Annotated in this window: 33 protein-coding genes and 2 riboswitches; of the genes, 30 read left to right on the forward strand and 3 right to left on the reverse strand. The window is 41.2% G+C overall.

Annotated features, from left to right (window positions below):
• Window positions 1-67 precede the first annotated feature (67 nt).
• Both ACXAEY_RS08300 and ACXAEY_RS08305 read left to right on the forward strand, forming a co-directional pair.
• Window positions 68-385 (forward strand): iron-sulfur cluster biosynthesis family protein, encoded by a 318-nt coding sequence (locus ACXAEY_RS08300; RefSeq protein ID WP_270179144.1) that lies wholly within the window; start codon window positions 68-70, stop codon window positions 383-385.
• A 17-nt stretch (window positions 386-402) separates the two neighbouring features.
• Window positions 403-564, forward strand: coding sequence for a hypothetical protein (locus tag ACXAEY_RS08305; protein WP_474811294.1), 162 nt, complete (start codon window positions 403-405; stop codon window positions 562-564).
• A 49-nt stretch (window positions 565-613) separates the two neighbouring features.
• Here the strand turns inward: ACXAEY_RS08305 and ACXAEY_RS08310 are convergent, their stop codons facing one another.
• A complete protein-coding gene (locus tag ACXAEY_RS08310) occupies window positions 614-1,531 on the reverse strand; it encodes a hydroxymethylglutaryl-CoA lyase (protein WP_474814774.1) in 918 nt (305 codons plus the stop codon).
• 157 nt (window positions 1,532-1,688) lie between these two features.
• On the opposite strand from ACXAEY_RS08310, the gene ACXAEY_RS08315 reads away from it, so the two are divergent.
• From ACXAEY_RS08315 to ACXAEY_RS08325, 3 genes are read left to right on the forward strand one after another with little or no spacing between them, the layout of a single operon-like run.
• Entirely contained in the window at window positions 1,689-2,873 is a 1,185-nt protein-coding gene (locus ACXAEY_RS08315; RefSeq protein ID WP_270179141.1) for an acetyl-CoA C-acetyltransferase, read from the forward strand.
• Between the two features lie 22 nt (window positions 2,874-2,895).
• Window positions 2,896-3,582 carry a CoA transferase subunit A gene (locus ACXAEY_RS08320; RefSeq protein WP_270179140.1) on the forward strand — a complete coding sequence of 229 codons (687 nt, stop codon included), beginning with the start codon at window positions 2,896-2,898 and terminating at the stop codon, window positions 3,580-3,582.
• An 11-nt stretch (window positions 3,583-3,593) separates the two neighbouring features.
• Window positions 3,594-4,262 carry a CoA transferase subunit B gene (locus ACXAEY_RS08325; RefSeq protein WP_270179139.1) on the forward strand — a complete coding sequence of 223 codons (669 nt, stop codon included), beginning with the start codon at window positions 3,594-3,596 and terminating at the stop codon, window positions 4,260-4,262.
• Window positions 4,263-4,298: 36 nt separating this feature from the next.
• Here ACXAEY_RS08325 and ACXAEY_RS08330 read toward each other — a convergent pair whose 3' ends face one another.
• Window positions 4,299-5,210: an aldo/keto reductase gene (locus tag ACXAEY_RS08330; protein WP_474811298.1), complete on the reverse strand. Its 912-nt coding sequence runs from the start codon at window positions 5,208-5,210 to the stop codon at window positions 4,299-4,301.
• Window positions 5,211-5,339: 129 nt separating this feature from the next.
• Between ACXAEY_RS08330 and ACXAEY_RS08335 the strand changes: the two genes are divergently transcribed.
• The gene (locus ACXAEY_RS08335) at window positions 5,340-5,882 is read left to right on the forward strand and encodes a cysteine hydrolase family protein (RefSeq protein ID WP_474811300.1); all 543 of its coding nucleotides are present in this window, start codon (window positions 5,340-5,342) and stop codon (window positions 5,880-5,882) included.
• A gap of 72 nt (window positions 5,883-5,954) precedes the next feature.
• On the opposite strand, the gene mciZ is transcribed toward ACXAEY_RS08335, so the two are convergent.
• Complete coding sequence (gene mciZ / locus ACXAEY_RS08340; protein ID WP_270179136.1) at window positions 5,955-6,113, reverse strand: Z-ring formation inhibitor MciZ; 159 nt, start codon at window positions 6,111-6,113, stop codon at window positions 5,955-5,957.
• Window positions 6,114-6,228: 115 nt separating this feature from the next.
• Here mciZ and ACXAEY_RS08345 point away from each other — a divergent pair, with 115 nt between their 5' ends.
• From ACXAEY_RS08345 to ribE, 24 genes are all read left to right on the forward strand, one after another.
• On the forward strand, window positions 6,229-6,768 hold the full coding sequence (locus ACXAEY_RS08345; protein WP_270179135.1) for an NUDIX hydrolase: 540 nt from the start codon (window positions 6,229-6,231) through the stop codon (window positions 6,766-6,768).
• Between the two features lie 9 nt (window positions 6,769-6,777).
• On the forward strand, window positions 6,778-7,938 hold the full coding sequence (locus tag ACXAEY_RS08350; protein WP_474811303.1) for an endonuclease Q family protein: 1,161 nt from the start codon (window positions 6,778-6,780) through the stop codon (window positions 7,936-7,938).
• Between the two features lie 74 nt (window positions 7,939-8,012).
• On the forward strand, window positions 8,013-8,654 hold the full coding sequence (spoIIM, locus tag ACXAEY_RS08355) for a stage II sporulation protein M (protein WP_270179133.1): 642 nt from the start codon (window positions 8,013-8,015) through the stop codon (window positions 8,652-8,654).
• A 111-nt stretch (window positions 8,655-8,765) separates the two neighbouring features.
• Window positions 8,766-9,248, forward strand: coding sequence for a ferric iron uptake transcriptional regulator (gene fur, locus ACXAEY_RS08360; RefSeq protein ID WP_270179132.1), 483 nt, complete (start codon window positions 8,766-8,768; stop codon window positions 9,246-9,248).
• 97 nt (window positions 9,249-9,345) lie between these two features.
• The gene (locus ACXAEY_RS08365; RefSeq protein WP_270180579.1) at window positions 9,346-9,573 is read left to right on the forward strand and encodes a YqzK family protein; all 228 of its coding nucleotides are present in this window, start codon (window positions 9,346-9,348) and stop codon (window positions 9,571-9,573) included.
• 14 nt (window positions 9,574-9,587) lie between these two features.
• Window positions 9,588-10,478 (forward strand): site-specific tyrosine recombinase XerD, encoded by an 891-nt coding sequence (xerD, locus tag ACXAEY_RS08370; RefSeq protein ID WP_474811306.1) that lies wholly within the window; start codon window positions 9,588-9,590, stop codon window positions 10,476-10,478.
• A 139-nt stretch (window positions 10,479-10,617) separates the two neighbouring features.
• Window positions 10,618-11,796, forward strand: a complete 1,179-nt coding sequence (gene deoB, locus ACXAEY_RS08375) for a phosphopentomutase (protein WP_474811308.1) — start codon at window positions 10,618-10,620, stop codon at window positions 11,794-11,796.
• A 21-nt stretch (window positions 11,797-11,817) separates the two neighbouring features.
• Window positions 11,818-12,645, forward strand: a complete 828-nt coding sequence (locus ACXAEY_RS08380; RefSeq protein ID WP_474811310.1) for a purine-nucleoside phosphorylase — start codon at window positions 11,818-11,820, stop codon at window positions 12,643-12,645.
• Between the two features lie 17 nt (window positions 12,646-12,662).
• Window positions 12,663-13,964: a pyrimidine-nucleoside phosphorylase gene (locus ACXAEY_RS08385; RefSeq protein ID WP_474811312.1), complete on the forward strand. Its 1,302-nt coding sequence runs from the start codon at window positions 12,663-12,665 to the stop codon at window positions 13,962-13,964.
• Window positions 13,965-14,094: 130 nt separating this feature from the next.
• A complete protein-coding gene (locus tag ACXAEY_RS08390) occupies window positions 14,095-15,270 on the forward strand; it encodes a D-alanyl-D-alanine carboxypeptidase family protein (protein WP_474811314.1) in 1,176 nt (391 codons plus the stop codon).
• 101 nt (window positions 15,271-15,371) lie between these two features.
• Window positions 15,372-15,722, forward strand: a complete 351-nt coding sequence (gene spoIIAA, locus ACXAEY_RS08395; RefSeq protein ID WP_270179126.1) for an anti-sigma F factor antagonist — start codon at window positions 15,372-15,374, stop codon at window positions 15,720-15,722.
• Window positions 15,722-16,162: an anti-sigma F factor gene (gene spoIIAB / locus ACXAEY_RS08400; RefSeq protein ID WP_270179125.1), complete on the forward strand. Its 441-nt coding sequence runs from the start codon at window positions 15,722-15,724 to the stop codon at window positions 16,160-16,162. The genes spoIIAA and spoIIAB overlap by 1 nt, the downstream gene beginning before the upstream one ends.
• Before the next feature lie 12 nt (window positions 16,163-16,174).
• Complete coding sequence (gene sigF, locus ACXAEY_RS08405) at window positions 16,175-16,930, forward strand: RNA polymerase sporulation sigma factor SigF (RefSeq protein WP_270179124.1); 756 nt, start codon at window positions 16,175-16,177, stop codon at window positions 16,928-16,930.
• Window positions 16,931-17,420: 490 nt separating this feature from the next.
• Window positions 17,421-18,020 (forward strand): stage V sporulation protein AA, encoded by a 600-nt coding sequence (locus tag ACXAEY_RS08410; RefSeq protein WP_270180578.1) that lies wholly within the window; start codon window positions 17,421-17,423, stop codon window positions 18,018-18,020.
• A complete protein-coding gene (locus ACXAEY_RS08415) occupies window positions 18,017-18,448 on the forward strand; it encodes a stage V sporulation protein AB (RefSeq protein WP_474811318.1) in 432 nt (143 codons plus the stop codon). Before ACXAEY_RS08410 ends, ACXAEY_RS08415 begins: the two co-directional genes overlap by 4 nt.
• A complete protein-coding gene (spoVAC, locus tag ACXAEY_RS08420) occupies window positions 18,449-18,901 on the forward strand; it encodes a stage V sporulation protein AC (RefSeq protein WP_474811320.1) in 453 nt (150 codons plus the stop codon).
• Between the two features lie 16 nt (window positions 18,902-18,917).
• Complete coding sequence (gene spoVAD / locus ACXAEY_RS08425; RefSeq protein ID WP_474811321.1) at window positions 18,918-19,931, forward strand: stage V sporulation protein AD; 1,014 nt, start codon at window positions 18,918-18,920, stop codon at window positions 19,929-19,931.
• Window positions 19,931-20,281: a stage V sporulation protein AE gene (spoVAE, locus tag ACXAEY_RS08430; protein ID WP_474811323.1), complete on the forward strand. Its 351-nt coding sequence runs from the start codon at window positions 19,931-19,933 to the stop codon at window positions 20,279-20,281. The genes spoVAD and spoVAE overlap by 1 nt, the downstream gene beginning before the upstream one ends.
• Window positions 20,282-20,285: 4 nt before the next feature.
• Window positions 20,286-20,870 carry a stage V sporulation protein SpoVABEA gene (gene spoVAEA / locus ACXAEY_RS08435; RefSeq protein ID WP_270179120.1) on the forward strand — a complete coding sequence of 195 codons (585 nt, stop codon included), beginning with the start codon at window positions 20,286-20,288 and terminating at the stop codon, window positions 20,868-20,870.
• The gene (locus ACXAEY_RS08440) at window positions 20,848-22,341 is read left to right on the forward strand and encodes a spore germination protein (RefSeq protein ID WP_474811325.1); all 1,494 of its coding nucleotides are present in this window, start codon (window positions 20,848-20,850) and stop codon (window positions 22,339-22,341) included. The genes spoVAEA and ACXAEY_RS08440 overlap by 23 nt, the downstream gene beginning before the upstream one ends.
• A gap of 46 nt (window positions 22,342-22,387) precedes the next feature.
• Window positions 22,388-22,571: riboswitch (Lysine riboswitch) on the forward strand.
• A gap of 105 nt (window positions 22,572-22,676) precedes the next feature.
• Window positions 22,677-23,999, forward strand: coding sequence for a diaminopimelate decarboxylase (gene lysA, locus ACXAEY_RS08445; protein WP_474811327.1), 1,323 nt, complete (start codon window positions 22,677-22,679; stop codon window positions 23,997-23,999).
• Window positions 24,000-24,090: 91 nt separating this feature from the next.
• Window positions 24,091-24,525 (forward strand): peptidylprolyl isomerase, encoded by a 435-nt coding sequence (locus ACXAEY_RS08450; RefSeq protein WP_270179117.1) that lies wholly within the window; start codon window positions 24,091-24,093, stop codon window positions 24,523-24,525.
• Window positions 24,526-24,598: 73 nt separating this feature from the next.
• Window positions 24,599-24,755, forward strand: a riboswitch (FMN riboswitch).
• A 130-nt stretch (window positions 24,756-24,885) separates the two neighbouring features.
• A complete protein-coding gene (ribD, locus tag ACXAEY_RS08455) occupies window positions 24,886-25,986 on the forward strand; it encodes a bifunctional diaminohydroxyphosphoribosylaminopyrimidine deaminase/5-amino-6-(5-phosphoribosylamino)uracil reductase RibD (RefSeq protein WP_474811330.1) in 1,101 nt (366 codons plus the stop codon).
• On the forward strand, window positions 25,967-26,617 hold the full coding sequence (gene ribE / locus ACXAEY_RS08460; RefSeq protein WP_474811332.1) for a riboflavin synthase: 651 nt from the start codon (window positions 25,967-25,969) through the stop codon (window positions 26,615-26,617). Before ribD ends, ribE begins: the two co-directional genes overlap by 20 nt.
• Window positions 26,618-26,620: the final 3 nt, after the last annotated feature.

Here is a 26,620-nt window from a genome sequence, read left to right on the forward strand (position 1 = left end):
GCGTATTAAGTGAGTTTCGTTAGGTTAATTTTTGCCTTGCGATTGTGAGGAGAAAAGGAGTGAAAAGATGAATTTACATTTTACAGATAGAGCGATTGAAAGACTAGAAAAAGAACAAAACGGTTTTCTTAAATTGAACTATGATATTGAGGATTGTGGATGTGTCGTCAACGGTGTAACACAGCTAGTATTAGATTCAGAGGTTGGGGATTATGATCTAGAACTAGAAACGAATTTCAGACCTGTTCTTGTGCAGAAACAATATAAGGTGTTTTTTGATGAAAACATGAAGCTGGACTATTTACCAAAATACCATTGTTTCATGCTTAAAAGCGACAATGAGATATTGAACCCAAGAATGCGATACATCAATCGCATTTCATAATTTAGGAGGCATGTAACGTGTCATTTTTTATGTATTTTCTTATGTTTTTTGTTGTTTATATGATTGTGAAAGGAATCTTAAATTTTATTAAAGAAAAGAAAATGGATCGGATTTCATTCATTGGAGGAATTATTTTAGCTTTAATCTATAGCACGATCCTTACGATTTTCAAAGGATAAAAGGAGCACAAAAAAGTGCTCCTTTTTAATTTACCAAAATCGTAATATGTTAGTTTAGTTCAGCAGACGCTTCTTTTTGATGGAGAGAGCGGTATGGTGTGTGAATGGAACGAGAGAGGTGCGGTTCGATTTCATCGATCGCTTTCATAAGTTTTTCTAAGTCGATACCAGTTTCGACCCCCATTCGTTCTAGCATATAAACGACACTCTCTGTTGCGACATTACCCGTTGCTCCTTTCGCAAAAGGACACCCGCCTAGCCCGCCTGCTGACGTGTCAAACCTTGATATGCCTGCAGTAAGGCAAGCGTAAATGTTTGCAAGCGCCATTCCTCTCGTATCATGAAAATGTGCTGTTAAAAGAGTGTTTTGAAATTCACTTTTTAGTGTATGAAAGAGGTTGTAGGACTCCTCTGGGGTTGCCATGCCAATCGTATCTGCTACACTAAGCTCGTCGACCCCTGCTTCAACGAATGTTCTACAAACACCTAACGTATCCTTTAAGGTCATCTTTCCCTCATACGGGCAGTAGAAAGCTGTTGAGATACAGGCTCGGACAAAGAAACCGTCACGCTTTAGTTCATCTACTAACGCAACCAATTCTTCTAATAATTGAACCGTCTCTTTGTTGCTGTTCTTTTTATTGAATGAATTACTTACACCTGCGAACAGCGCAACGGCTGAAACAGAAGTTTCTTTTACTCGTTCAATTCCTTTTCTATTTGGGGCAAGCACAAAATTTCTTGACTCATCTAGACATGAGTTGACAATTTCTTTTGCATCTTTCATTTGTGGAACCCATTTTGGGGAAACAAAAGAAGTAAGCTCCATCTCACGCACGCCCGAATCTTTCAATGCTTTTATGAATGATATTTTATTTTCTGTAGGAACGTAATTTGCTTCATTTTGAAGTCCATCTCTTGGACCTACTTCGATTATCGTAGCTTGATTTGGTATCATCACGATCAGCCCCTTTATTTGTAAGCGTTATCTTTTTCATTAAAACAGAGCTTATAGACAGTTGCAAGGAAATCGTTAGAATAATGGGAATTCTTTTTGTTTGAAGGAGTTTTCTGATTAAATTAAGAATTATGTAGAAGAGAGTCACTTTAAGGAGGAAAATGACATGAATCAAGATGTAGTAATTGTAAGCGCTGTCAGAACGCCGATCGGATCTTTTAATGGTGCCCTAAAGAGTGTTTCAGCACCAGAGCTTGGGGCACTAGCGATTCAAGAATCGATACGACGAGCCGGCATAACGCCTGATCAAATACAAGAAGTCATCATGGGAAATGTACTTCAAGCAGGGCTAGGTCAAAATCCAGCTAGACAAGCAGCTATAAAAGCTGAGATTCCAGTCACTACTCCTGCGATGACAATTAATAAAGTGTGCGGCTCAGGCTTGAAAACTGTTCACCTTGGTGCGCAATCGATCATGCTTGGTGAACAGGACATCGTCGTTGCTGGTGGAATGGAAAACATGAGCCAGGCACCTTATCTCTTGAATGGAGCTAGGGACGGCTTAAGAATGGGTGATCAAAAGATGATCGACAGCATGGTTCATGATGGCCTATGGTGTGCGTTCAATGATTACCATATGGGTGTAACAGCAGAAAATTTATGTGACCATTACAACCTCAGCCGAGAAGAAATGGATGAATTCGCAGCTCAAAGTCAGCAAAAAGCACAGGCTGCAATTGAAGCAGGACGTTTTACAGACGAGATCATACCCGTTTCGATTCCAAAGCGAAAAGGTGATCCAGTAGTCTTTGATACAGATGAATATGTAAAACCGGGCACAACTGCTGAAAAGCTTGGGAAATTAAAACCAGCTTTTAGAAAAGACGGACGCGTAACAGCAGGTAATGCCTCAGGAATAAATGATGGAGCAGCAGCTGTTGTTTTGATGAGTCGTAAGAAAGCAGAAGAACTAGGTGTTGAATATCTGGCGATTATAAAAGCGAATGCGAGTGGTGGAGTAGACCCTAGTGTAATGGGACTTGGTCCTGTTCCTGCAACGAAGAAAGTTCTTGAGAAAGCAAATCTATCCATGAGCGATATGGACTTAGTAGAAGCAAACGAGGCATTTGCTGCACAGTCGCTCGCTGTCGGAAGAGATTTAGACTTTAATCGTGAGATTCTTAATGTAAATGGTGGTGCGATCGCACTTGGACACCCAATCGGAGCAAGTGGAACGAGGGTCTTCGTAACACTACTTCACGAAATGAAGCGAAGAAACAATCGCTATGGACTTGCTACCCTCTGTATTGGAGGCGGACAAGGAGTAGCGACAATTGTAGAACGACCGTAAAAATGAAGGAGGCATATTCGATATGAAACCGATACTTAACTCATTCGACGAAGCAGTGAAGGATATTCAAGATGGTGCAACGCTCTTAGTAGGTGGATTTGGTCTTGTTGGTATTCCTGAAAATTTAATTATGGCTATCCGAGACAAAGGTGTGAAAGATCTGACCGTCATATCAAACAATTGTGGTGTAGACGACTGGGGTCTTGGTCTTTTGTTGAAGAATAAGCAGATTAAGAAGATGGTAGGTTCCTACGTAGGTGAAAACAAAGAGTTTGAAAGGCAAGTTCTATCAGGTGAATTAGAAGTAGAATTGATTCCTCAAGGTACACTAGCTGAACGAATTCGTGCTGGAGGAGCCGGTATTCCAGCATTCTATACACCAGCAGGAGTAGGCACTCCGATTGCTGAAGGAAAAGAGGTAAGGAGTTTTGATGGAAAGGAATACTTGCTTGAACCTGCGATTAAAGCAGACTTTTCACTCGTTCGAGCTGCCAAAGCAGACTTGATGGGAAACCTTATCTACAACAAAACGGCTAGAAACTTTAACCCTATGATTGCAGCAGCAGGTGAAGTGACGATTGCAGAAGTTGAAGAGCTCGTTGAAAACGGAGCGCTTGAGCCTGATCAAATTCATACCCCTAGTATCTATGTTCAAAAAGTGATTGTTGGTGAACAAGAAAAGAGAATCGAAAGACTAACGACTAGGTAAGGAGGCTAACTATGACAAAAGTGGATAAAGCAGCAGTTAGAGAGAAAATTGCGAGACGTGCAGAAAAAGAAATCAGCGATGGCTTTTATGTGAATCTAGGAATCGGAATGCCAACGATGGTTGCGAACCATATCCCTGATGGCAAAAAGATCGTACTTCAATCCGAAAACGGTCTTCTAGGTATTGGACCTTATCCATCGGAAGGTGAAGTGGATCCAGACTTGATCAACGCTGGTAAGGAAACGGTAACAGCGATGCAAGGAGCAGCTTACTTTGATAGTGCTGAATCGTTCGCTATGATTCGTGGAGGTCATATAGATGTTGCAATTCTTGGAGGTATGGAAGTTTCGAAGAATGGTGACCTTGCGAATTGGATGATTCCAGGTAAGATGATTAAAGGTATGGGCGGTGCAATGGATTTAGTACATGGTGCTAAACGTATCGTCGTGATCATGGATCACGTTAATAAGAGCGGTGATCCGAAAATACTAAATGAATGTTCATTACCTTTAACTGGGAAAGGTGTGGTCAATCGAATCATCACAGACCGAGCTGTATTCGATGTAGCCGATGAAGGGTTGGTCCTCAGGGAAGTTGCTGAAGGATATACTGTTGATGAAATTAAAGCCTCTACTGAGCCAGAAATTATTGTGAAAGACGTCATAATGGACGCATATTAATAGAGAAACGCAGTCTCCGTGAGACTGCGTTTTTACTTACCGGTGCTTATCATAAGTATTGGCTGTTGAGATCGATCGTATCTCGTTAATCTCATTTTGGGTTAATTCAGGCGCATTTTGCGCTGTGAGGTTAGAAAGCAGCTGTTCGCTCTTACTTGCTCCAGGTATTGCAGTTGCTACTGCTGGGTGAGAAAGGGTATATCGTAAAGCAGTTTGCGTCATATTCCGTTCGTTTCCTTGCATATCGGATAGTTTTCTCGCTATTTCAAGTACGTCATCTTTAGAATGCGTTAGAAATCCGTCATCTTTTACTTTATGTTCGAATCGGTCTGTTAGCATGCCTTTAGCGAGTGGTCCTCTTGCAATCACACTGATGTTATTCTTGTGTAGCAAATCTAGTATTTCTTCTTCAGGGCGGCGATCAAGAATGCTGTACTGCATCATGACGGATGCAATAGATGAGCGATTAACATACTCTCGAATCACATTCGGGCGAATACTCGAGATTCCATATTCACGGATGAGACCTTCTTGTTTTAATTCTTCAAAAGCCTCGATCGTCTCATCAATCGGGTCGTCAATCGTACCACCATGCAGTTGGTAAAGATCGATATAGTCGGTCTTCAACCGTTTTAAACTTTGCTTACATGCATTTTTGATATGGTCTTTTGAAGGGTCCCAATACCAACCTTCTTTTCCTTCCTCCCAGTGATTTCCACCTTTTGTCGAGAGGATGACGGATTCTCTTCTGCCTTGAAGTGCTTCCCCAACAATTTCTTCGTTCAACCCAAAATCATAAAGATCGGCAGTATCAATAAAGTTAACGCCGTTATCGATCGCTTCACGAATGAGTGAGATCCCTTTTTCGCGATCCGTGCCGATAGACATCGTGCCGAATCCGATTTCACTCACTTGAAGGTTGGATTTGCCTAATTGATTCTTCTTCATCTTATACCTACCTCCCATTAAAATAACTACTACTAGTGTATCGTGACAAGAGCACTTAACGCTAATGATATGAGTGTCTTGTCACTTGTCAAATCGACTGGTATAGTTAATGGTTGAGGAGGCGTTTTGATGGGGAAAGAAGCTCTGTTAATAATCGATATGAGTAATGATTTTATTCACGACAAAGGGAATTTAACAGTAGGATTAAAGGGTCAAGAAATCGTACCTCATATCCTCTCGATTGCTAGCTCGTTTATAGCAGAAGGGAATGAAGTGATCATCTGTATGGACGCACATCATGAACAAGATTCACATTTTGATTTATGGCCCGTCCATAATGTTATAGGATCTTGGGGACAAGAATTGTATGGAGAGCTCCAAGACTGGTATGAGGAGCATCAAGACAATAGGTGTGTAGAGTATGTACCAAAGCCAGAATATGATGCTTTCTACAACACGAACCTCGAAGAGCTATTGCGGTCAAAAGGAGTAGAAACTGTTCATTTAACAGGTGTTTGTACAGACATATGTGATTTTCTTACCGCTTATGGCGCTTATGCAAGAGGCTTCAAAACCGTTGCACACAAACGTGCGATGGCCACATTCACAGATCATCATGACGTTTTTCTCGAACAGATGAAAACCATCTTTCATACAGAAATAAGGGATTGATAAACTCGTTAGACGCAATGGCTATTTATTTCAAACAACCACTAAAGAAGCTGCCCCATATCGGGCAGCTTTTTATTGAATCAATTTTAAATGTGATTTTGATTTTGATGGAGGTGCTTGGATCCACTCTTCAATCGTGTCGTAGTGTTTCATATAGTGCTTGATCATTAATTGGATCTGCTTCGGTTTCCCTACCATTGTAACTCCGTTGGATTGTATATAAATTTTCACTCGTTTACCCTCCTACTTGATCGATACATAATCATCTGATCTGCCCCTATTATCTGTCTGTTGTGATAGACTTTATGTATCGGATAGAAATTTTAGAACCAGGAGATGAGAGGACATGGATCATCTATATGAAAAGACCCTTCGTTCAGAAACACTCTATGAGGGTCGAATAATTAATTTAAGAGTTGAAGATGTAGAACTCCCGAACGGAAAGAAGAGTAAGCGAGAACTCATCGACCATCCTGGAGCTGTTGCAGTTATCGCAATAACGCCTGATAATAAAATTCTTGCTGTAAGGCAATATAGGAAGGCGCTAGGCAAATCGATCGTTGAAATTCCAGCAGGAAAATTAGAAGTTGGAGAAGAGCCTGAAATTACTGCTGTTAGAGAGCTTGAAGAAGAAACGGGCTATACATGTCAATCGTTAAAAGAAGTCATATCATTTTATACTTCCCCTGGATTTGCGAACGAATTAGTTCATCTTTATGTTGCAGAGGGGCTAGTGAAAAAGGGAGAACAGTCTGCCGATGAAGATGAGTTCCTTGATGTCCTTTATCTATCGTTAGATGAATTAGAAGAAATGGTCAACACAAAAGAAGTGCATGATGCAAAAACGGCTTATGCTTTGCTTTATTTGAAAATGAACCAAAGGTGACGTTGCGCTATGATTGATTGTTATGCAGATTTTCACATACATATTGGAAGAACTTCTTCTTATAAACCGGTGAAAATCACTGCATCTGACTCTCTAACACTTTCTTCGATCTTAGATGAAGCTTCAAATCGTAAAGGATTGGACATGATCGGTATAATTGATTGTCATGTTCCTGAAGTGATCGCTGATTTAGAAAATGAGGTCAGAGTAGGGAATGGTTATGAATTGGATGACGGTGGTATTAGGCTTGGAGATCTTACGTTAATTCTAGGTAGTGAGATCGAGATCTATGACGAAAATTGCAAAGGTCCTATTCACGTATTAGTTTATTTGCCTGATTTGATTACTATGAAACATTTTTCAGAGTGGTTGATAGGCCGGATGACTAATATTCATTTGAGCTCGCAACGAATTTATGAAGATGCACAAACGTTGCAGCGTAAAGTTAAAGAACTCGGCGGATTGTTTATCCCCGCTCATATTTTTACTCCTTTTAAAAGTTTGTTTGGTAGAGGCGTTTCATACTCGTTAAAAGAAGTGTTCGATATCAGTTTAATCGATGCTGTAGAATTGGGATTATCATCGAACACAATGATGGCAGATGAGATAGCAGAACTCCATGCTTTACCATTTCTTACGAATTCTGATGCCCATTCGACGCCAAAAATCGCACGAGAGTATCAGCAATTGAAGGTGAAAACTCCTAGTTTTCAGGAATGGAAGAAAGCATTAATGAACGTGGACGAGAGACACATTGTTAGAAACTATGGGTTAGACCCTGAACTAGGTAAGTATTTCGAAACAGTTTGTGCAAAGTGTGAAACAAGCGTTCACGGGAGAGAATGTCAAACCTGTAAGGGCACGAAATTGATCAAGGGTGTCTCGAATCGAATTAAAGAATTACGTTCTACAACTACTAAGCCCATGAGGCCAGAATATATCCATCATGTTCCTCTTGAATATATACCTGGTATCGGACCAAAGACGTTAAGTCGACTGTTAGATCATTTCGGAAATGAAATGAATATTTTACACCGAGCTAAGGAAAAGGAACTTGCGACAGTAGTGTCTTCTAAGATAGCGAGACTTATTAACCTTGCAAGAAACGGAGAACTCACGATCGAAAAAGGTGGGGGAGGAAAATACGGCAAAGTAAGAACAGAAGAGTGACAATCTAGCAACTGTCATACGCCTAGTATTCGATTCATAGACTTTACCAAGAGCAGTTTGGAGGGGGAGTTCTTATGAATCGGAGTCGACAGTTGAAGCAGATCATTTCGTCACATATTACTGACCATCTTTCGATTTATACATTCATCGCTGTATTATTTCTCATGGGGATCGTTTTCGGGGCAGTCATTGTTAACAGCTTAAGTCTAACCCAAAAAGAAGACCTCGCTCTCTATTTAAGCCGATTTTTTGGACAAGTGTCAGAGGGACAGTTTGCGACTTCCTCAGAGATGTTTCAGCAAAGCTTTACACATTATGTGAAATATATCGGATTGATGTGGCTACTAGGATTGACAGTGATCGGTCTACCGATTATTTTAGTAATGTTGTTTTTAAAGGGGATCGTAGTCGGTTTCACAGTAGGCTTTCTAGTGAATCAAATGAGTTGGAAAGGTTTTCTATTGGCGTTTGTATCCGTTTTTCCTCAGAATGTATTGGCAGTTCCTGTATTTATCGTGATCGGAACAGCTTCTCTAACATTTTCTCTTCGACTTGTTAGACAGCTGTTCATGAAACGGAAAACAGAGTTGATCTTTCCCCCATTCATTCGGTTTTCTTTATTAGTTCTCGGTTCCCTGTGCGTGCTTTTTCTAGCATCATGGTTTGAAGCTTACTTATCCCCTTCATTAATTAAAGCTGTAGTTGATATTCAGTAATTATTATATAATAATAATTACAAAGTGCTATTGATAATTATTTTAGTTTGACACCTTTTTTTCTACTGCTTATAATGAAATTGGCATCGATCGAGGGAGGGAATAAGGGATATGGAAAGCAGAATCGATCGAATTAAGAAACAGCTTCATTCTCAAAGCTATAAGCTGACACCTCAACGTGAAGCAACCGTTAGAGTACTTCTTGAGAATGAGGAAGATCATTTGAGTGCTGAAGACGTTTACCTTCTCGTTAAAGAAAAGTCTCCAGAAATTGGACTGGCTACAGTATACAGAACGCTAGAGTTACTGGCAGAATTGAAAATCGTTGACAAAATTAATTTCGGTGATGGCGTATCCAGATTTGATCTAAGACAAGAAGGCGCTGCCCATTTTCATCATCACCTCGTATGTATTGAGTGTGGAGCGGTAGACGAAATACAAGAAGATCTACTTGGAGACGTAGAAGAAGTTGTCGAGAAAGATTGGAACTTTAAAATCAAAGATCATCGTTTAACATTTCATGGGATTTGCTACCGCTGTCAAAGCCAAGAACAAGCTGAGCAGCCTGAAGAGGAAACAGCGAATCGTTCCTAACAATTATAATGAACGCAAAAGAGCCCCTTATCAAACATGCTATGTATAAAAATCTCCTTATCTGGCATATCTTTTACTAGAGATGGAGGTGCATATGATGGTTAGGGGTCTATTGCTTGTTTTAGATACTATGAAGGTATTCTTGTTATTCACAGGCTGCACGCTGCTGTTTTACTTTGGAATTCTCTGGGTAAATCAAGAGTATCAAAATTACCACCGGTATGATGAGCCAGAGGGAAAGGCAGTCAAAGTGGTGCAGATGGAGTCAGTACCTCAGCAGATTTTCCTTGAGAGGCTCGGTTTGTTTTTCCAAACTGGTGAATAAGGGAGTTTTCGCTTATGGAGGACCAGGTACAGGATTTTTTACATTATTTAATCGTTGAGCGGAGCCTATCAAAAAATACTCTCGATGCTTATAGGCGAGATCTGGCTCAATATACAAAGCACTTAACAGAACAAGAATCACTTACTTCATTGCAGGATGTAAGGCGTGTGCACATCGTCAATTACTTATACGAATTAAAGGATAACGGTAGAGCCTCAACGACCATAGCGCGTAACATTGCTTCGATACGATCCTTTCATCAATTTCTCTTAAGAGAAAAAGAGACCGATCAAGATCCTTCCGTACATATTGAAACGCCGAAAGCTGAAAGAAAATTACCGAAAATCCTTTCTACATCAGAAGTCGAACAGCTGCTTGAAGCACCTGATCATTCAACTCCGTTCGGTAAACGGGACCGTGCGATGCTTGAAGTACTCTACGCTACAGGACTTCGTGTTTCTGAGTTAGTGGATTTAAACTTGGAGGATATCCACTTAACGATGGGATTTATACGCACGATAGGCAAAGGCAATAAGGAGAGGATCGTTCCTTTAGGTAAGATGGCACGTGATGCATTGCAGCTCTATTTAGATGAGGGAAGAAGTGCGCTATTAAAACGAAAAAAATCAGATGCGCTTTTCCTCAATCATCATGGTGAGAGACTTTCTAGGCAAGGATTCTGGAAAATCCTCAAAAAGCTTGCGCTGCATTCGAATATTGTAAAGCCTCTTACTCCGCATACACTAAGGCATTCTTTCGCTACACATCTACTTGAAAACGGAGCAGATTTAAGAGCGGTTCAGGAATTGTTAGGTCATGCTGATATTTCGACAACACAGATATACACACATGTAACGAAGGCCAGGTTGAAAGATATTTACTCAACATACCACCCAAGAGCTTAATTCGCTTTTCCAGAGATCAATCTGGTCGTTGACCAGGTTTCTTTTTTGTTTTATTGGACCGATTGTACATAAGTGTGTTTTTATATTTTCTGAAGGGAATAGTAAAATATGAGTGTTATTCATACAAGGAGGACTAGGAATGTCAAATAAATTTAAACGAGTATTTTTAGTAGTAATGGACTCTGTTGGTATCGGTGAAGCTCCTGATGCTGAGCAATTTAATGATAAAGGTGCAGATACGCTTGGACATATTGCTGAACACATGGGTGGACTAAAGATGCCAAACATGGAAAAGTTAGGTCTCGGTAACATTAGAGAAGTCAAAGGCATTTCCAAAGTGGAGAAACCGATGGCGCACTTCACAAAAATGCAGGAAGCATCAAATGGGAAAGATACGATGACTGGCCATTGGGAAATAATGGGCCTTCATATCGAACAGCCTTTCCGTACATTCCCTGATGGATTTCCTGATAAGCTATTGAATGAATTAGAAGAAAGAACAGGTCGAAAAATCATCGGTAACAAGCCAGCTTCTGGAACAGAGATCATTAAAGAGCTCGGTCAAGAACATGTGGAAACAGGTGCTTTGATCGTCTATACATCTGCAGATTCCGTACTGCAAATTGCAGCTCATGAAGAAGTAGTACCACTCGATGAGCTATATCATATTTGTGAAATCGCAAGAGAGATGACGAAAGCAGAAGAGTACATGGTAGGAAGAGTTATCGCTCGACCATTTGTTGGTAAAGAAGGCGAATTCAAACGAACTTCCAATCGTCACGACTACGCTTTAAAACCATTCGGCCATACCGTGATGAACGAGCTTCAGGATAATGGAAAAGATGTCATCGCTATCGGGAAAATTTCCGACATCTATGATGAAGAAGGTGTCACAAAATCTCTAAGAACGAAATCAAACATGGATGGTATGGACAAGCTTATCGATACCCAAAAAATGGAATTTGAAGGGTTGAGCTTCCTGAATCTTGTTGATTTCGACGCACTCTTTGGACACAGAAGAGATCCACAAGGGTACGGAGAAGCTCTTGAGGAATACGATGCACGTCTGAGTGAATTCTTAGAAGGTATGCAAGAGGATGATCTCCTCCTAATTACTGCAGACCATGGTAACGACCCAGTACATCATGGAACGGATCACACTCGTGAGTATGTGCCGTTGCTTGCTTATCATAAAGGAATTGAAAAAGGTGAAGACCTTGGAATCCGCAAAACATTTGCAGATATTGGTGCTACTGTAGCGGATAATTTTGAGGTAAACTTGCCTAAGTATGGAACAAGCTTTCTTGAGAAGCTTTAAGGACAAGAGGAGGAATAAATAATGACAGTAATCAAACAAGAAATTCAAGATGCAGCATCATACATTACAGAAAACGCTGGAGAAGTGAAGCCTGAAATAGGTCTCATCTTAGGATCTGGTCTTGGTGTACTAGCAGAAGAAATCGAAAACCCTGTGAAAATCGCATATAGCGATATTCCTAACTTTCCTGTCTCAACAGTTTCAGGACATGCAGGTCAATTCGTATTTGGAACGCTTAACGGCAAGAACGTAGCAGCGATGCAAGGTCGCTTTCATTACTATGAAGGGTATGAAATGGATAAGGTAACGTTCCCGGTACGAGTAATGAAAGAGCTAGGCATCGAAAAAATCATCGTAACAAACGCTGCCGGAGGCGTTAATGAGGAGTTTGAACCTGGTGATTTGATGGTGATCTCAGATCACATCAATAACTTTGGCGCAAACCCGTTAATCGGCCCGAATAGCGAAGAGTTTGGTCCGCGCTTCCCTGATATGTCTACGGCATATAGCCAAGACTTACAAAAGCTTGCTCATGATACTGCAACAGAACTTGGCATGAAGCTTCAGTCTGGTGTGTATGTAGGGAACACGGGTCCAACATATGAAACACCAGCAGAAGTACGTATGCTACGTACAGTTGGTGGAGATGCAGTCGGCATGTCAACGGTTCCTGAAGTAATCGTTGCAAGACACGCTGGAATGGAAGTACTAGGAATATCTTGTATCTCAAACATGGCTGCAGGAATCCTTGATCAGCCACTTCACCATGGTGAGGTAATCGAAACAACTGAAAAAGTAAAAGCAAACTTCTTGCTTCTAGTTAAAAATATTGTAGAGAAGATGGCGTAGGAAGGGAGATTCATCACATGAGAATGGTTGATGTTATTCAAAAGAAACGTAACGGTAAAACGTTAACTAAAGAAGAAATCGAATTTTTTATTAATGGCTACACAGCAGGTGATATTCCGGACTATCAAGCTTCTGCACTTATGATGGCTGTTTATTTCAACGGCATGGAATCAAACGAAACAGCAATGTTAACGCAAGCGATGGTTGATTCAGGTGAAACGATCGATCTTTCTGCTATCGAAGGACACAAAGTAGATAAGCATTCTACAGGTGGAGTAGGAGATAAAACAACATTTATTGTTGGACCTCTTGTTGCTTCTGTTGGAGTTCCTGTTGCAAAAATGTCTGGTCGTGGACTAGGACATACGGGTGGTACTCTAGACAAGCTTGAATCCATCGAAGGCTTTAACATTGAAATGACGAAAGAGAAGTTTATCAACAATGTAAACACACACAAGCTTGCAGTGGCTGGTCAAACAGGAAATCTAGCTCCAGCTGATAAGAAGCTATATGCTCTTAGAGATGTTACGGCTACTGTTGACTCCATTCCTTTGATTGCAGGCTCAATCATGAGTAAGAAATTAGCGTCTGGTGCTGACAGCATTGTTCTTGATGTTAAGACGGGAACTGGAGCTTTCATGAAAGAATTAGAAGATTCTAAAGCTCTAGCAAGAGAAATGGTGAACATCGGAAATAATCTTGGACGTAACACTGTTGCAGTCATCAGTGACATGAACCAACCTCTAGGGTTTGAAGTTGGAAATGCGAACGAAGTACGTGAAGCTTGTGAAGTTCTTCAAGGTAAAAAAGTAGAAGACCTTCGTCTCTTATCTTTAGAATTAGCTTCACATATGACTGTTCTTGCAGGAGTATTTAATGACTTTGATTCCGCATATAAAACGCTAGAAGAAAACCTTGAAAACGGTAAAGCGTTTGAAGCGTTCCGTTCTCTTGTTTCTGCTCAAGGTGGAGACGTAAGCGTGATCGACGATCTTTCTAAACTTCCGCAATCGAAGTATCATATTGAAGTAACTGCTGAACAAGACGGTTACGTAACTGCGATCGATGCAGAATCAGTCGGTGTTGCTGCTATGTACCTTGGAGCGGGTAGAGCAACGAAAGATGATCAGATCAATCACGGTGTAGGGATCACGTTAAACAAAAAAGTCGGCGATGCAGTGAAGAAAGGTGAAGCATTGGTTACACTTCATAGTGATGATGAGAATCCACAAGATTCAATCAAAAAGATCAATGAAGCATACACACTTTCTGAGGCATCTCCAGGTAAACACAAGCTTATTTATGATGTGATCAACTAAATATAAACGAAAGCCCCCATTTTGGGGGCTTTTTTTATTGGTATCCGCCCTCGTTCTATCGTAATGAATGAAAGGTATACTTTACCAATAAGATGGGCATCCTTCTATTACTAAGAATGGAGGGATCCAGATGAAAGTTTCGGCAGCTTTACTCGCCATGCTACTCGTAGTAGCAACATTCGTTCCAACATTTGCAAGCGCTAATGAAATAAAATCAGATATTGTGGAAGAATCATCGTCTGCAATACTCATTGAACGAGATACAGGGGCAGTTTTATATGAAAAAGACAGTGATAAAAAGCTTCCTCCAGCAAGTATGACAAAGATCATGACGATGGTTTTGATTATGGAAGCGATCGAAAGTGGAAAAGTGAAGCTTGATGACAAAATCCGCACGAGTGAATACGCAGCATCTATGGGGGGATCTCAAATCTTCCTTGAAGCAGGGGAAGAGATGACGGCCGACGATATGCTGAAGGGCATCGCGATTGCTTCAGGTAATGATGCATCGGTTGCGATGGCAGAGGCGATTGCTGGTTCAGAAGAAGCTTTTGTTCAAATGATGAATGATAAAGCAAAAGAAATGGGTCTAAAAGATACGAACTTCGTGAATCCTACAGGCCTTCCAGCGAAGGATCACTATTCAACTTCACATGATATGGCTATGATGGCGAGAGAATTATTAAAATATGATTTGATTACGAAATACACAGGAAAGTACGAAGATTACTTAAGAGAAGATACTGATAAAAAATTCTGGTTAGTGAATACGAATAAATTAGTGAAATTTTACCAAGGTGTAGACGGGCTTAAGACTGGTTTTACGAATGAAGCAAAATATTGTCTAACCGCTACTGCGAAACGCGATGATATGAGAGTAGTCGCTGTTGTAATGGGCGCACCATCACCCAAAAAGCGGAATGCTGAGGTAACGAAGCTATTCGATTATGCTTTCTCTCAATATACGACAAACAAATTATTCGATAGAAATCACGTTGTGAAAGAAGTCGAAATTAACAAAGGTGACCGAGCAACGATGGAAGTTGTAACTTCTGAGCAAGTATCTGTGCTCATGAAAAAAGGCAGTAAAGACGAGAAGATAACGACCTCGATCAAAATGAATGAAAACCTTCAGACCCCGATTAAAGAGGGTGATCCTGTAGGTGTTCTTACTGTTAAGGTAGATGGCAAAGTAACAGCAACGTCGCCTGTATTGTCATCACAATCGATCGATCAAGCATCATGGTGGCAGTTGATGAAGAGGACGGTAGGGCAATTCGCCAAAGCGTCAGATGGTGTCAAGTAAGCAACCCTTTCATCGAACAATCACTAGTTTTGTCACGAAGAAGGAATTAAGGTAATAAACAGAGAAAAAACTCACAAGCAAACCATGAGGAGGAGTGCGTTGTGAGTCTTACGATTAACCTTGAAGTTAAGCATCCAGTTTTATTAATACGTTTAGAAGGCGAACTAGATCATCATACCGCTGAAGAGTTACGGGAGAGAGTCGATCAACTTCTTGAGGAGAGAAAAATCGAGCATATCGTTCTAAGTTTGGAAGGTCTGTCATTTATGGATAGCTCTGGGCTTGGTGTGATTCTTGGCCGGTACAACAAGGTGAAAAGCTTTGGTGGAGAGATGGTTGTATGCTCGATATCTCCTGCTGTGAAACGCCTTTTTGAGATGTCAGGTCTATTTAAGATCGTGAGACTCGAAGATGATGAGCAACATGCTCTTGCGACACTGGGGGTGGCTTAATGAGAAATCGTATGGATATTGAATTTTCAGCTCTCAGTCAGAATGAATCCTTTGCTCGAGTTACAGTTGCAGCATTTATAGCTCAATTAGACCCAACAGTCGATGAGCTAACCGAAATTAAAACAGTTGTCTCTGAAGCAGTGACAAATGCAATCATTCATGGGTATGAACAGAATGGAGATGGAAAAGTCTATATATCTGTTGAGCTCAATGATGATACGGTTCACCTTACTATTCGCGATAATGGAATCGGAATCGATGATTTGGATGAAGCTAGACAACCTCTGTTTACTACGAAGCCAGAATTAGAAAGATCTGGGATGGGCTTTACAATCATGGAGAACTTTATGGATGAAGTAAAGGTTGAATCTGCTAAGAACCAGGGTACTTCGATTCATGTTGTAAAGTACCTATCAAAAAATAAAGCGTTATGTAATTAAGGGGACCTGCGTATGGACGTGGAGGTAAAAAAAGGTAAACATACTCAGCTTAAGCATGAAGAAGTCAAGGAATTAATCAAACAGAGCCAAAATGGCGATCAGCAGGCAAGAGATCAAATTGTACAAAAAAACATGAGACTGGTTTGGTCTGTGGTACAACGCTTTCTTAATAGAGGCTATGAAGCCGACGATTTATTCCAAATAGGGTGTATTGGTCTGTTAAAATCCGTTGACAAGTTCGATTTAAGTTATGATGTTAAATTCTCCACTTACGCTGTCCCAATGATTATCGGAGAAATCCAGCGCTTTATTCGAGATGACGGTACGGTAAAGGTTAGCAGATCTCTTAAAGAAACAGGAAACAAAGTGCGTAAAGCAAGAGATGAGTTGTCAAAAACGTTAGGTCGAACACCAACGATCAATGAAATTGCTGAGCTTATCGACGTCACTCCAGAAGAAGTGGTAATGGCTCAGGAAGCTGTTCGGGCACCGAGTTCGATCCATGAAACGGTTTACGAAAATGACGGTGATCCAATTACGCTATTGGATCAAATTGCAGATCATTCAGATACATCGTGGTTCGATAAGATTGCCTTACAAGATGCTCTACAGCAGTTAGATTCAAGGGAAAGGTTAATCGTATATCTGAGGTATTACAAAGATCAAACACAATCAGAAGTAGCTGAACGGTTAGGGATTTCCCAAGTACAGGTTTCAAGGCTTGAAAAGAAAATATTAAAGGAAATAAAAGAGCAGCTGAACAAATAGTTCAGCTGTTAGAGTGTAGAGAAAGTTTCGGTGTTTAGATGAAGTTATGAAGTTGATCGTTTCCATTCTTGTCTATGTTGATGGATAGTGAAATATCTGTCTGTTAAACCTTGGGACGGAACGTTCTTTTTGGATAAATTCTCATCAAGTAGGAGAGACGATCACGGACTCCTGCGGTCGTACGGGCGGCCGAGACCGGGGTGTGGTTTTCACCTCGGGCTTGGACGTTCGTCCGCGGAAAGCATGTGATCGTCATCGACTACGGTATTGGGAGCACTGAATAATGACATAGGTTTCTCGAAAGGCTGGCAGCTGAACAAATAGTTCAGCTGTTTTTTTGTTGGATATTTTCTTAATTTGAACCATGTTTTTCTACGAGGGAATTAATGGAACATGGGTGCAGTTCGAATGAGAGCGATATACCAGAAACATACTATTACCTATATAAGGTACCTCTCGAATAAGGAGGTGGAGAGCTGTGACAGCTGATATGATTTACCTTCGATTGAAACAAAAGATTAGAGTGAGGCCCGGAGCACATCTGACGATCGGTGATATCGCTCAGCTGATTGGAGAAGACGAGATATGTAGAAAACTTGAGACCACCATCATTCATCGCATTAGGAAAGAAGATAAGAATCTCGTTGTAATCGATGTGATGAAAGTGATAAGAGCGATTCAACGTACAAACTCTCTTGAAGTGCAAATTATCGGACCGACACAAACCATTATCGAAGTGCAAATCTCAAAGAAAAAATTAGCACCTGTCTATTTTGTCTTCATTTGGCTTCTCCTATTTATTGGGGCTGCACTAGCAATTATGAACTTTCATGAAGACGTAAGTATGCGTGAAGTACACCAACAAATTTACAAAATCGTTACTGGGATTGATAATCCTAAACCTCTTCTCCTCCAGATTCCGTATTCATTCGGACTTGGGATTGGAATGATCCTATTCTTTAACCACTTGTTTAAGAAAAGATTTAATGAAGAACCTAGTCCACTTGAAGTAGAGATGTTCAATTATCAACAAGACCTCGATCGATATGTCATCGTTCATGAAAATGAAGACAATGGAAAGAACGAATGATGAATGCGCAGATCATTTTGGTAATGATCATCGGTTTTGCTGAAGGAATTGCTGTAGGAGCTGGTTTAGTTGCATTTTTATCTGTTCTAGGGATTATCCCTCGTTTAACTCAAATAACAAAAACAAGGCATCTGATCAAGTTCTATGAGTGGGCAATCATCGTTGGAGCTGTTACAGCGAGCTGGCTATCATTAAGAAATCCAATCTTAGGGTTACCTAAGATCTTCATGGTGCCGGTTGGGCTTCTAGCAGGGATTTTTATAGGAATGCTTGCGGCAGCTCTAACAGAAGTCCTAAACGTGCTTCCAATTCTTACGAAACGGATTGGATTTATCGATAAAATCCTTTTGTTATTGATGGCTATCGTATTAGGAAAGATCTTCGGTTCACTATTTCATTGGACAGTCTTTGTAGATGGAGGGTTTTAAATGTCGTTACACGACCAGGAACAATATTCGAAAAATATTAAGAATTATCATCCTAAAACACCTTATATTTGGAATTCATTAAAAGCTTTTTTGGTGGGAGGCGCAATTTGTGCATTTGGTCAAGGGATTCAGAATTTCTACATGAGTGTATTCGATTTTTCTGAAAAAAATGCAGGAAACCCAACGGTTGCTACGCTTATCCTTATCTCAGCTTTACTTACTGGTTTTGGTGTATACGATAAGATAGGACAGTTTGCGGGTGCCGGTTCAGCTGTTCCTGTAACAGGTTTTGCGAATTCGATCACAAGTGCTGCTCTCGAACATAAAAGTGAAGGGATCGTTTTAGGGGTCGCAACGAACATGTTTAAGCTCGCTGGGTCTGTCATCGTTTTCGGGGTTGTTGCAGCTTATTTGGTAGGAATTGTCCGGCTAATTTTCAGAGCGTTGTTGTAAGTAAGGAGAGAGTCGAATGAAAATTGGAAAACAAACGTGGAAGTTCTCTAACGTATATGTACAATCTGTTGGCACAGCAGTTGGTCCTAAGGAGGCTGAAGGCCCTTTAGGTGAATGTTTCGATGTGACCTATGACAATCTTCATTGTAATGAGGAGAATTGGGAGTTAGCCGAAAGAAAGCTTCTGGAAGACTCGATTACAAACTGTTTAAGCAAAAAAGGTTTTTCTAAAGAAGATGTAGACATTTATGTGTCTGGAGATCTTTTAAATCAGATCGTAAGTGCGACCTATTCTGCAAGGGCACTACAAATTCCCTTCCTAGGTGTATTCGGAGCATGCTCGACCTCAATGGAATCCCTTGCAGTAGCATCCTCTTTAGTAGAGGGAGGTTTTGCGACATCTGCTGTAGCTGGGGTTAGTAGTCATAATGCGACTGCTGAAAGGCAGTTTCGGTACCCTACTGAATATGGAGGCCAAAAGCCAGGAACTGCAACCGCGACAGTAACAGGTGCAGGTGCCGTTTTAATCAGTACTGACCCTTCTGATATCAGAATTACTGCAGCGACAGTTGGAAGAGTGGTGGATTGGGGGGTGAAAGACCCATTTGATATGGGATCTGCGATGGCGCCTGCTGCAGCCGATACGATCGCTACACACTTTAAAGATCTTGATATTCAGCCGACTGAATACGATTTGATCGCTACTGGTGACTTATCAGCTGTCGGGTCACCAATCGTCAGAGACCTGCTGTTAGAAGATGGATATGACATCACCAATAACCACAATGACTGTGGATTGATGGTCTATCGCCCAGATCAAGAAGAAGTGTTTGCAGGAGGCAGTGGATGTGCGTGTTCTGCTGTTGTAACGTATGGGCATCTTATGGATCTATTGAAAAAAGGGCGCTACAACAAGATTTTAGTCGTTGCAACAGGGTGCCTTCATAGTCCCGTGATGGTTCAACAGAAAGAAAGCATGCCAGCCATTGCACATGCTGTAGTTTTTGAAAGAATAGGAAGTGGTCAATAATGGAATATTTCCTTGCATTTGCTGTCGGAGGAGCTATCTGTGTGATAGGTCAACTTTTATTAGACATTTTTAGATTAACACCTGCACACGTTATGTCGTCCTTCGTCGTCTCCGGTGCGATATTAGACGGATTTGGAATTTATGATAAGCTGATCGAATTTGCGGGGGCAGGAGCAACCGTTCCGATCACAAGCTTTGGTCATTCTTTGCTCCATGGAGCCATGCAAAAAGGTGAAGAACACGGCTTTATCGGAATTGGGATGGGGATTTTTCAATTAACTTCAGCTGGTATTTCGTCAGCGATCGTATTCGGTTTTATCGTTGCCATACTGTTTAAACCAAAGGGGTGAAGATATGAATACAAAGCGGAGGGTTATTTTTGTTACTGACGGTGATCTATATGCGCAACAGGCTATTGAAACAGTAGCCTCAGAACTTGGCGGAAGATGTATCAGTCAATCGGCTGGTAACCCTACCCCGCTTGCTGGATACGAAATCGTATCACTCATTTCTGAAACCCCTCATGACCCAGTATTTGTCATGTTTGATGACAGTGGCTACCAAGGTGAAGGGTACGGCGAACTTGCGATGCAGTACGTAGCTTCTGATGCGAATATCGAGGTTTTAGGAGCGATCGCTGTGGCATCGAGAACCCATTTTTCTGAATGGACGAAAGTGGATGTTTCCATCGACCGGTTTGGGGAGCTTACCCATTTTGGCGTCGATAAAAACGGGCTTCCTGATATGGAAATCGGGAGAATCGATGGAGACACGGTATCTATCCTTGATAAATTGGACCTTCCAATCGTTGTGGGAGTCGGTGATATTGGTAAGATGTCAGGTTATGATGATCCGTCAAAAGGGTCACCGATTACGAGGAAAGCGGTCCAAATTCTTCTAGAAAGGAGTGGAATAGATGAGTTCAACAACGAAGGATAAACAAAAAATCTTTAAAAAGATAAAAGAAAATGAAAAGTTCATGGAAAAGTCGATTGGTATTGGGAAGAGTTTCGACGTAGGCGTTCGGAAAATAAGAATATTAAACAAAGAAGTGTACTTTTACTACTGTACAGGACTCTGTGATACATCTATCATAGTAGAAATCATGCGTGAATTGATGTATACAGACGAACATCATCGTCTGACTGCGCAGTTTGAAAAAGTGATTCATAATCACTTGCCACATCAGCAAGTGTCGACAGTAACTACCTTTGATGAAGTCGTAGATCAAGTTCTCTCAGGCTTAATCGCTGTTTTTATGGAAGGCGAAGAACAGGCATACATTATTGACGTTCGTAAGTATCCTGGCAGAACACCACAAGAGCCCGATACAGAAAAGGTCATCCGCGGTTCGAGAGATGGGTACACAGAGAATATCATTGAAAATACAGCGTTAACACGTCGTAGAATACGTGATGGAAAGCTTAGGAATGTGATCATGCAAGTTGGAGAACGTTCTAAAACAGATATTTGCATAACGTATATAGAGGATGTGGCAAATCCTAACCTAGTCGAAATCGTAACGAAAAAGTTAAAAGAGATCAATATCGATGGTCTACCGATGGCTGATAAAGCGATAGAAGAATTTTTGGTGCATCAAGCAGGGAATCCATTCCCTCTGGTGAGGTATACGGAAAGACCCGACGTTGCAGCGTCTCATTTATTAGAAGGTCATGTGCTGATCATCGTAGATACTTCACCGAGTGTCATCATCACGCCTACGACATTTTTTCATCACGTTCAGCATGCGGAAGAATACAGAGAAGCACCTCTAGCGGGAGCGTTTCTTAGATGGGTACGATTTGGTGGTATGCTTGCTGCATTGCTTCTTTTGCCACTATGGCTACTATTCGTATATGAACCGGAACTACTTCCAAAAACGATCGATTTCATCGGACCGAATGAGAAAACCAATGTTCCGATATTCGTTCAAATCGTACTAGCCGAACTCGGTATAGAGACTTTGAGGATGGCCGCCATCCATACTCCTACGCCACTTTCAACAGCTATGGGCTTAATCGCAGCGGTTCTAATTGGACAAATCGCCATCGACGTTGGTCTATTCGTACCAGAGGTCATTCTTTATGTGTCGATCGCGGCAATCGGTTCTTATGCGACCCCAAGCTATGAGCTTGCAATCGCAAACAAATTGATCCGGCTCTTATTATTGTTTCTCGTCTATTTCTTCCGAGTCCCAGGCTACATGATCGGCGTTACTTTGACGATATTGTTTTTAATAAGTTTACGCCCGCTCAATACACCGTATTTGTGGCCGTTCGTCCCATTTAACGCAAAGGCGTTCTTACAGATTCTAATCAGAGTCTCAGTGCCATTGACGAAGCTTAGACCGAGTATTACGCAGCCTCAAAATAAAAAGAAGCAAGAGGACGAACCACTTGCTGAATCTTAAAAAGTGTGATAATTTAATTTTTAATAGAATAGACCTCATTGAATGTAATGGGGATAGAGGCGCAATGAGAATGAGTACGATATCTGAGCATATAATGGGTTGCGATGATGGTATCTGAAAGGTCGAATTGCCGAAGTGGAAGAAGGTCCATCCTTTTTCTGCTGGGCTGTAGTTGAATAAGCTGCAGACTGTCACTGTTATCTATACTGCAGTGGTGAGCTAATCCAACTCGTGGGGATACGGAGCAAAACAGCCAATGTATCTATAAGTTGGCTGTTTGTTTTTTTTATGTAGTGGGAGCTCGCTTACTGAATAAAGCGAGAGGGGAGAATATCGTGCACTTATTTGGCACAGCAGAAATTTCAGAAAACGGTCACTATACAATCGGAGGGGTCGATACGTTTCAGCTAGCGAAAACGTACGGCACAGCATTGTACGTCTATGATGTAGCACTGATTCGAGAGAAAGCAAGAGCATTTAAAGAGGCTTTCGAGAAAAAGCAATTAAACTATCAGGTTGCGTATGCGAGTAAAGCATTCTCTTGTATTGCGATGATTCAACTAGCGGAAGAAGAAGGGTTGAGTCTTGATGTTGTCTCTGGAGGAGAATTATATACGGCTTTACAAGCAGGGTTTCCAGTCGACCGGATTCACTTTCATGGTAACAATAAAAGCGAAAGTGAAATAAGGATGGCTCTAAAAGCTGGGATTGGTTGCTTTGTGGTCGATAACTTTTATGAGCTTTCGTTACTCGAACAGCTAGCAGCAGAAGAAGAGGTTTCAACGAATGTGCTCTTAAGAATAACGCCTGGGATCGAAGCACACACACATGACTATATTCTTACGGGTCAAGAAGATTCAAAGTTTGGATTCGATTTACAGAGTGGTCAAGTAGAGCAAGCGATTGATACAGCGTTAAAAATGAGTAACATTCACCTGCTTGGCCTTCATTGCCATATCGGCTCTCAAATATTTGAAACGACAGGATTTGTGATGGCGATCGACAAGATCTATAGTTACCTCCATCGCTGGAATGAAGCGTTTGGGTATGAGCCCCGGGTGCTGAATTTAGGTGGCGGGTTTGGTATTCGTTACAACCACGAAGATCAACCGATCTCTCCTCAGAACTACATCGATGCCATGACGGATGCTGTAAAAAAGCAAATCGAGCATAGCAACATGTCGATGCCAGAAATTTGGATTGAACCTGGCCGCTCTCTTGTCGGTGAAGCGGGGTCTACATTGTACACCGTTGGCTCTCATAAAAATGTTCCGGAACTAAGGAATTACCTTGCTGTTGATGGGGGGATGAGTGACAATCTTCGTCCTGCTTTATATAACGCAAAGTATGAGGCATCGATCGTAAATCGAATGAATGAACCGAAAGATCACCTGTATTCGATCGCAGGAAAGTGCTGCGAATCCGGTGATATGTTGATTTGGGACTGTCAGCTTCAGCGCGCGATCGCAGGAGATGTGATGATTGTCTTTTCCACCGGAGCATATGGGTATTCGATGGCGAATAATTACAATCGACTACCAAAGCCAGCTGTTGTTTTTGTAGAAGATGGGGAATCAAGTCTTGTAGTTGAAAGAGAATCATATGAAGATTTAATTCAATATGACAGACCTTTTAAAAAAATGGTTATATCAAAATAGTTTCCTAAAGTTAATTCATATGGTAAATGCATCTCTTATGCTATAATGAAAGAGCTTTTAAGCAAATTGTTTACGCAGGAGGATATTTTTAATGAAAAAAGGTTCAATCGCATTTGAAAATGGCGAAGTAATTCAAATTGAATTCTTCCCAGAAGAAGCGCCAAACACTGTAGCTAACTTTGAAAAACTAGCAAATGAAGGCTTCTATAACGGTGTTAACTTCCACCGTGTCATTCCTGGATTCGTTGCACAAGGTGGAGACCCAACAGGCACTGGTATGGGCGGCCCTGGCTATACAATCGATTGTGAAACAGAAGGTAATCCTCATAAACATGTAGCTGGATCCCTTTCTATGGCTCATGCTGGTAAGAACACTGGCGGTAGTCAGTTCTTCCTAGTACATGAACCACAGCCTCATCTTGATGGAGTACATACAGTATTCGGTCAAGTAACGGAAGGAATGGATACTGTTCTTCGCATCAAGCAAGGTGATGTTATGAAAGAAGTGAAAGTCTGGGAAGAGTAAGTTTCAGACTTTAAGGTTGTTGTAAGGAGTTTAACCACTTTCCTTATAGCAATAACATTGACAATTGTATAGAACTTTCCTTCGGGGTAGGGTGAGATTCCCAACCGGCGGTAATGATTGATTATTCTATTGCGTAATCAACTAAGTCCGTGACCCGTTTGCTTTTTGTAAACGGTGGATCTGGTGAAAGACCAGGACCGACAGTATAGTCTGGATGGGAGAAGGAGTAAAAGTTTGCCGATCCTTTTGAAGAAGTACGTTCAAAAGGCTTATTTGGTATACTCTTTTTAAAGCCTCCCTACTAATCGGGAGGCTTTTTTTATCTCTTAACCCCAATTGATTCGTTAGGAGATGATACATGTGAATAACAAAGATTATATGAAGATGGCGATTGAACTCGCGAGAAATACGGTGGGTCAAACAGCTCCAAATCCAGCTGTTGGTGCTGTTATCGTCAGTGATGGAAGAATAGTTGGAATGGGTGCCCATTTAAAAGCAGGTGAGCCACATGCTGAGGTTTATGCACTTAGAATGGCAGGCGAAAAAGCAAAGGGAGCAACTGCTTATGTGACGTTAGAACCTTGTAGTCACCATGGAAAAACCCCACCGTGTGCTAATGCATTAATAGATGCTGGTATCACAGAGGTGCATGTAGCAATGCAAGATCCAAACCCTCTCGTAGGAGGAAGAGGGATAGAGCGGTTGAAGGACGCTGGTATAACCGTTCATGTAGGCTTACTTGAAGAAGAAGCGTACTCTCTAAATGACGTGTTCTTTTACTACATAGAGACGAACCGTCCTTATGTGACACTAAAATCGGCCGTTTCATTAGATGGTAAAGTAGCCACTAAAACAGGAGAAAGCAAATGGATTACTGGAAGCGAAGCCAGGCAAGATGTTCATGCAGAACGTCATCAACACGATGCGATACTCGTAGGTGTCGGAACCGTGGAGAAGGACGATCCCTCTCTTACAACAAGGTATGGTGAAGGGATAAGTGCTATAAGAGTTATTCTCGATCGAACGTTAAGGCTTCCTTCTGATGCTGTTGTTTTACAAGATGACTCTGTGGAAACTTGGATTATTACGACTAAAAAGGCTAAAAATGAAACAAAAAGAATGTTCTCTCAGCACGTAACTGTTCTTGCAGTGGAAGGTGACTCTATTTCAATTGATGATGTATTGCATATGCTAGCTGATCGTGGAGTCACATCTGTTTTTGTAGAAGGTGGACCTACGATCAACGGTAGTTTTTTGGAAGCGGGAGCTTTTCAAAAAGTGATCACGTACGTAGCCCCTAAGCTGATCGGTGGTACAGGTGCACCGACATCGTTTGAAGGAAATGGAATTGCCACAATGCAAGATACACTGGAACTTACGATCGAGAGCGTTGAACAAATAGGGGACGACATTAAGATCATATCGAAGCGGAGGTGCAGTGATGTTTACAGGTATCGTTGAAGAAATAGGTAAAGTACAAAGTGTACATCAATCGGGTGAGTCGATCGTAATGGACATTCGCGCTTCAAAAGTTCTCGAAGACGTTCATTTGGGTGACAGTATATCGATAAATGGCGTATGTTTGACCGTTACTACCTTCACAAATTCTTTCTTTTCTGTAGACATTATGCCTGAAACGTTTCGTGCAACAGGATTAAGAGAACTTCGTCCAAACGACGATGTGAATTTAGAACGAGCGATGGCCGCAAACGGAAGGTTCGGAGGTCACTTTGTGTCGGGTCATGTAGATGGTATTGGAGAAATCGTGAAGATCGAACAAGTTGATAATGCGTTGTACTATGATATAAAGCTTTCTGCAGACCTTATGAACTATTTTGTTGAAAAGGGTTCTGTTTCCGTAGATGGGACAAGTTTAACTGTGTTTAAACTAACGGATGATACATTAACGATCTCTCTTATTCCCCATACTGTAGATGCTACCGTATTAGGCAATAAGCGCGTCGGCGATACGGTCAATATTGAATGCGATATGCTTGGGAAATATATACTCAAGTACCTCAATAAAAGTCAAGATAAAAACGAACACAATACGCTTAATCATGATTTCTTCAAAGATCACGGATTTAAGTAGACG

This window comes from Anaerobacillus sp. ABA4_114 (assembly GCF_056159065.1).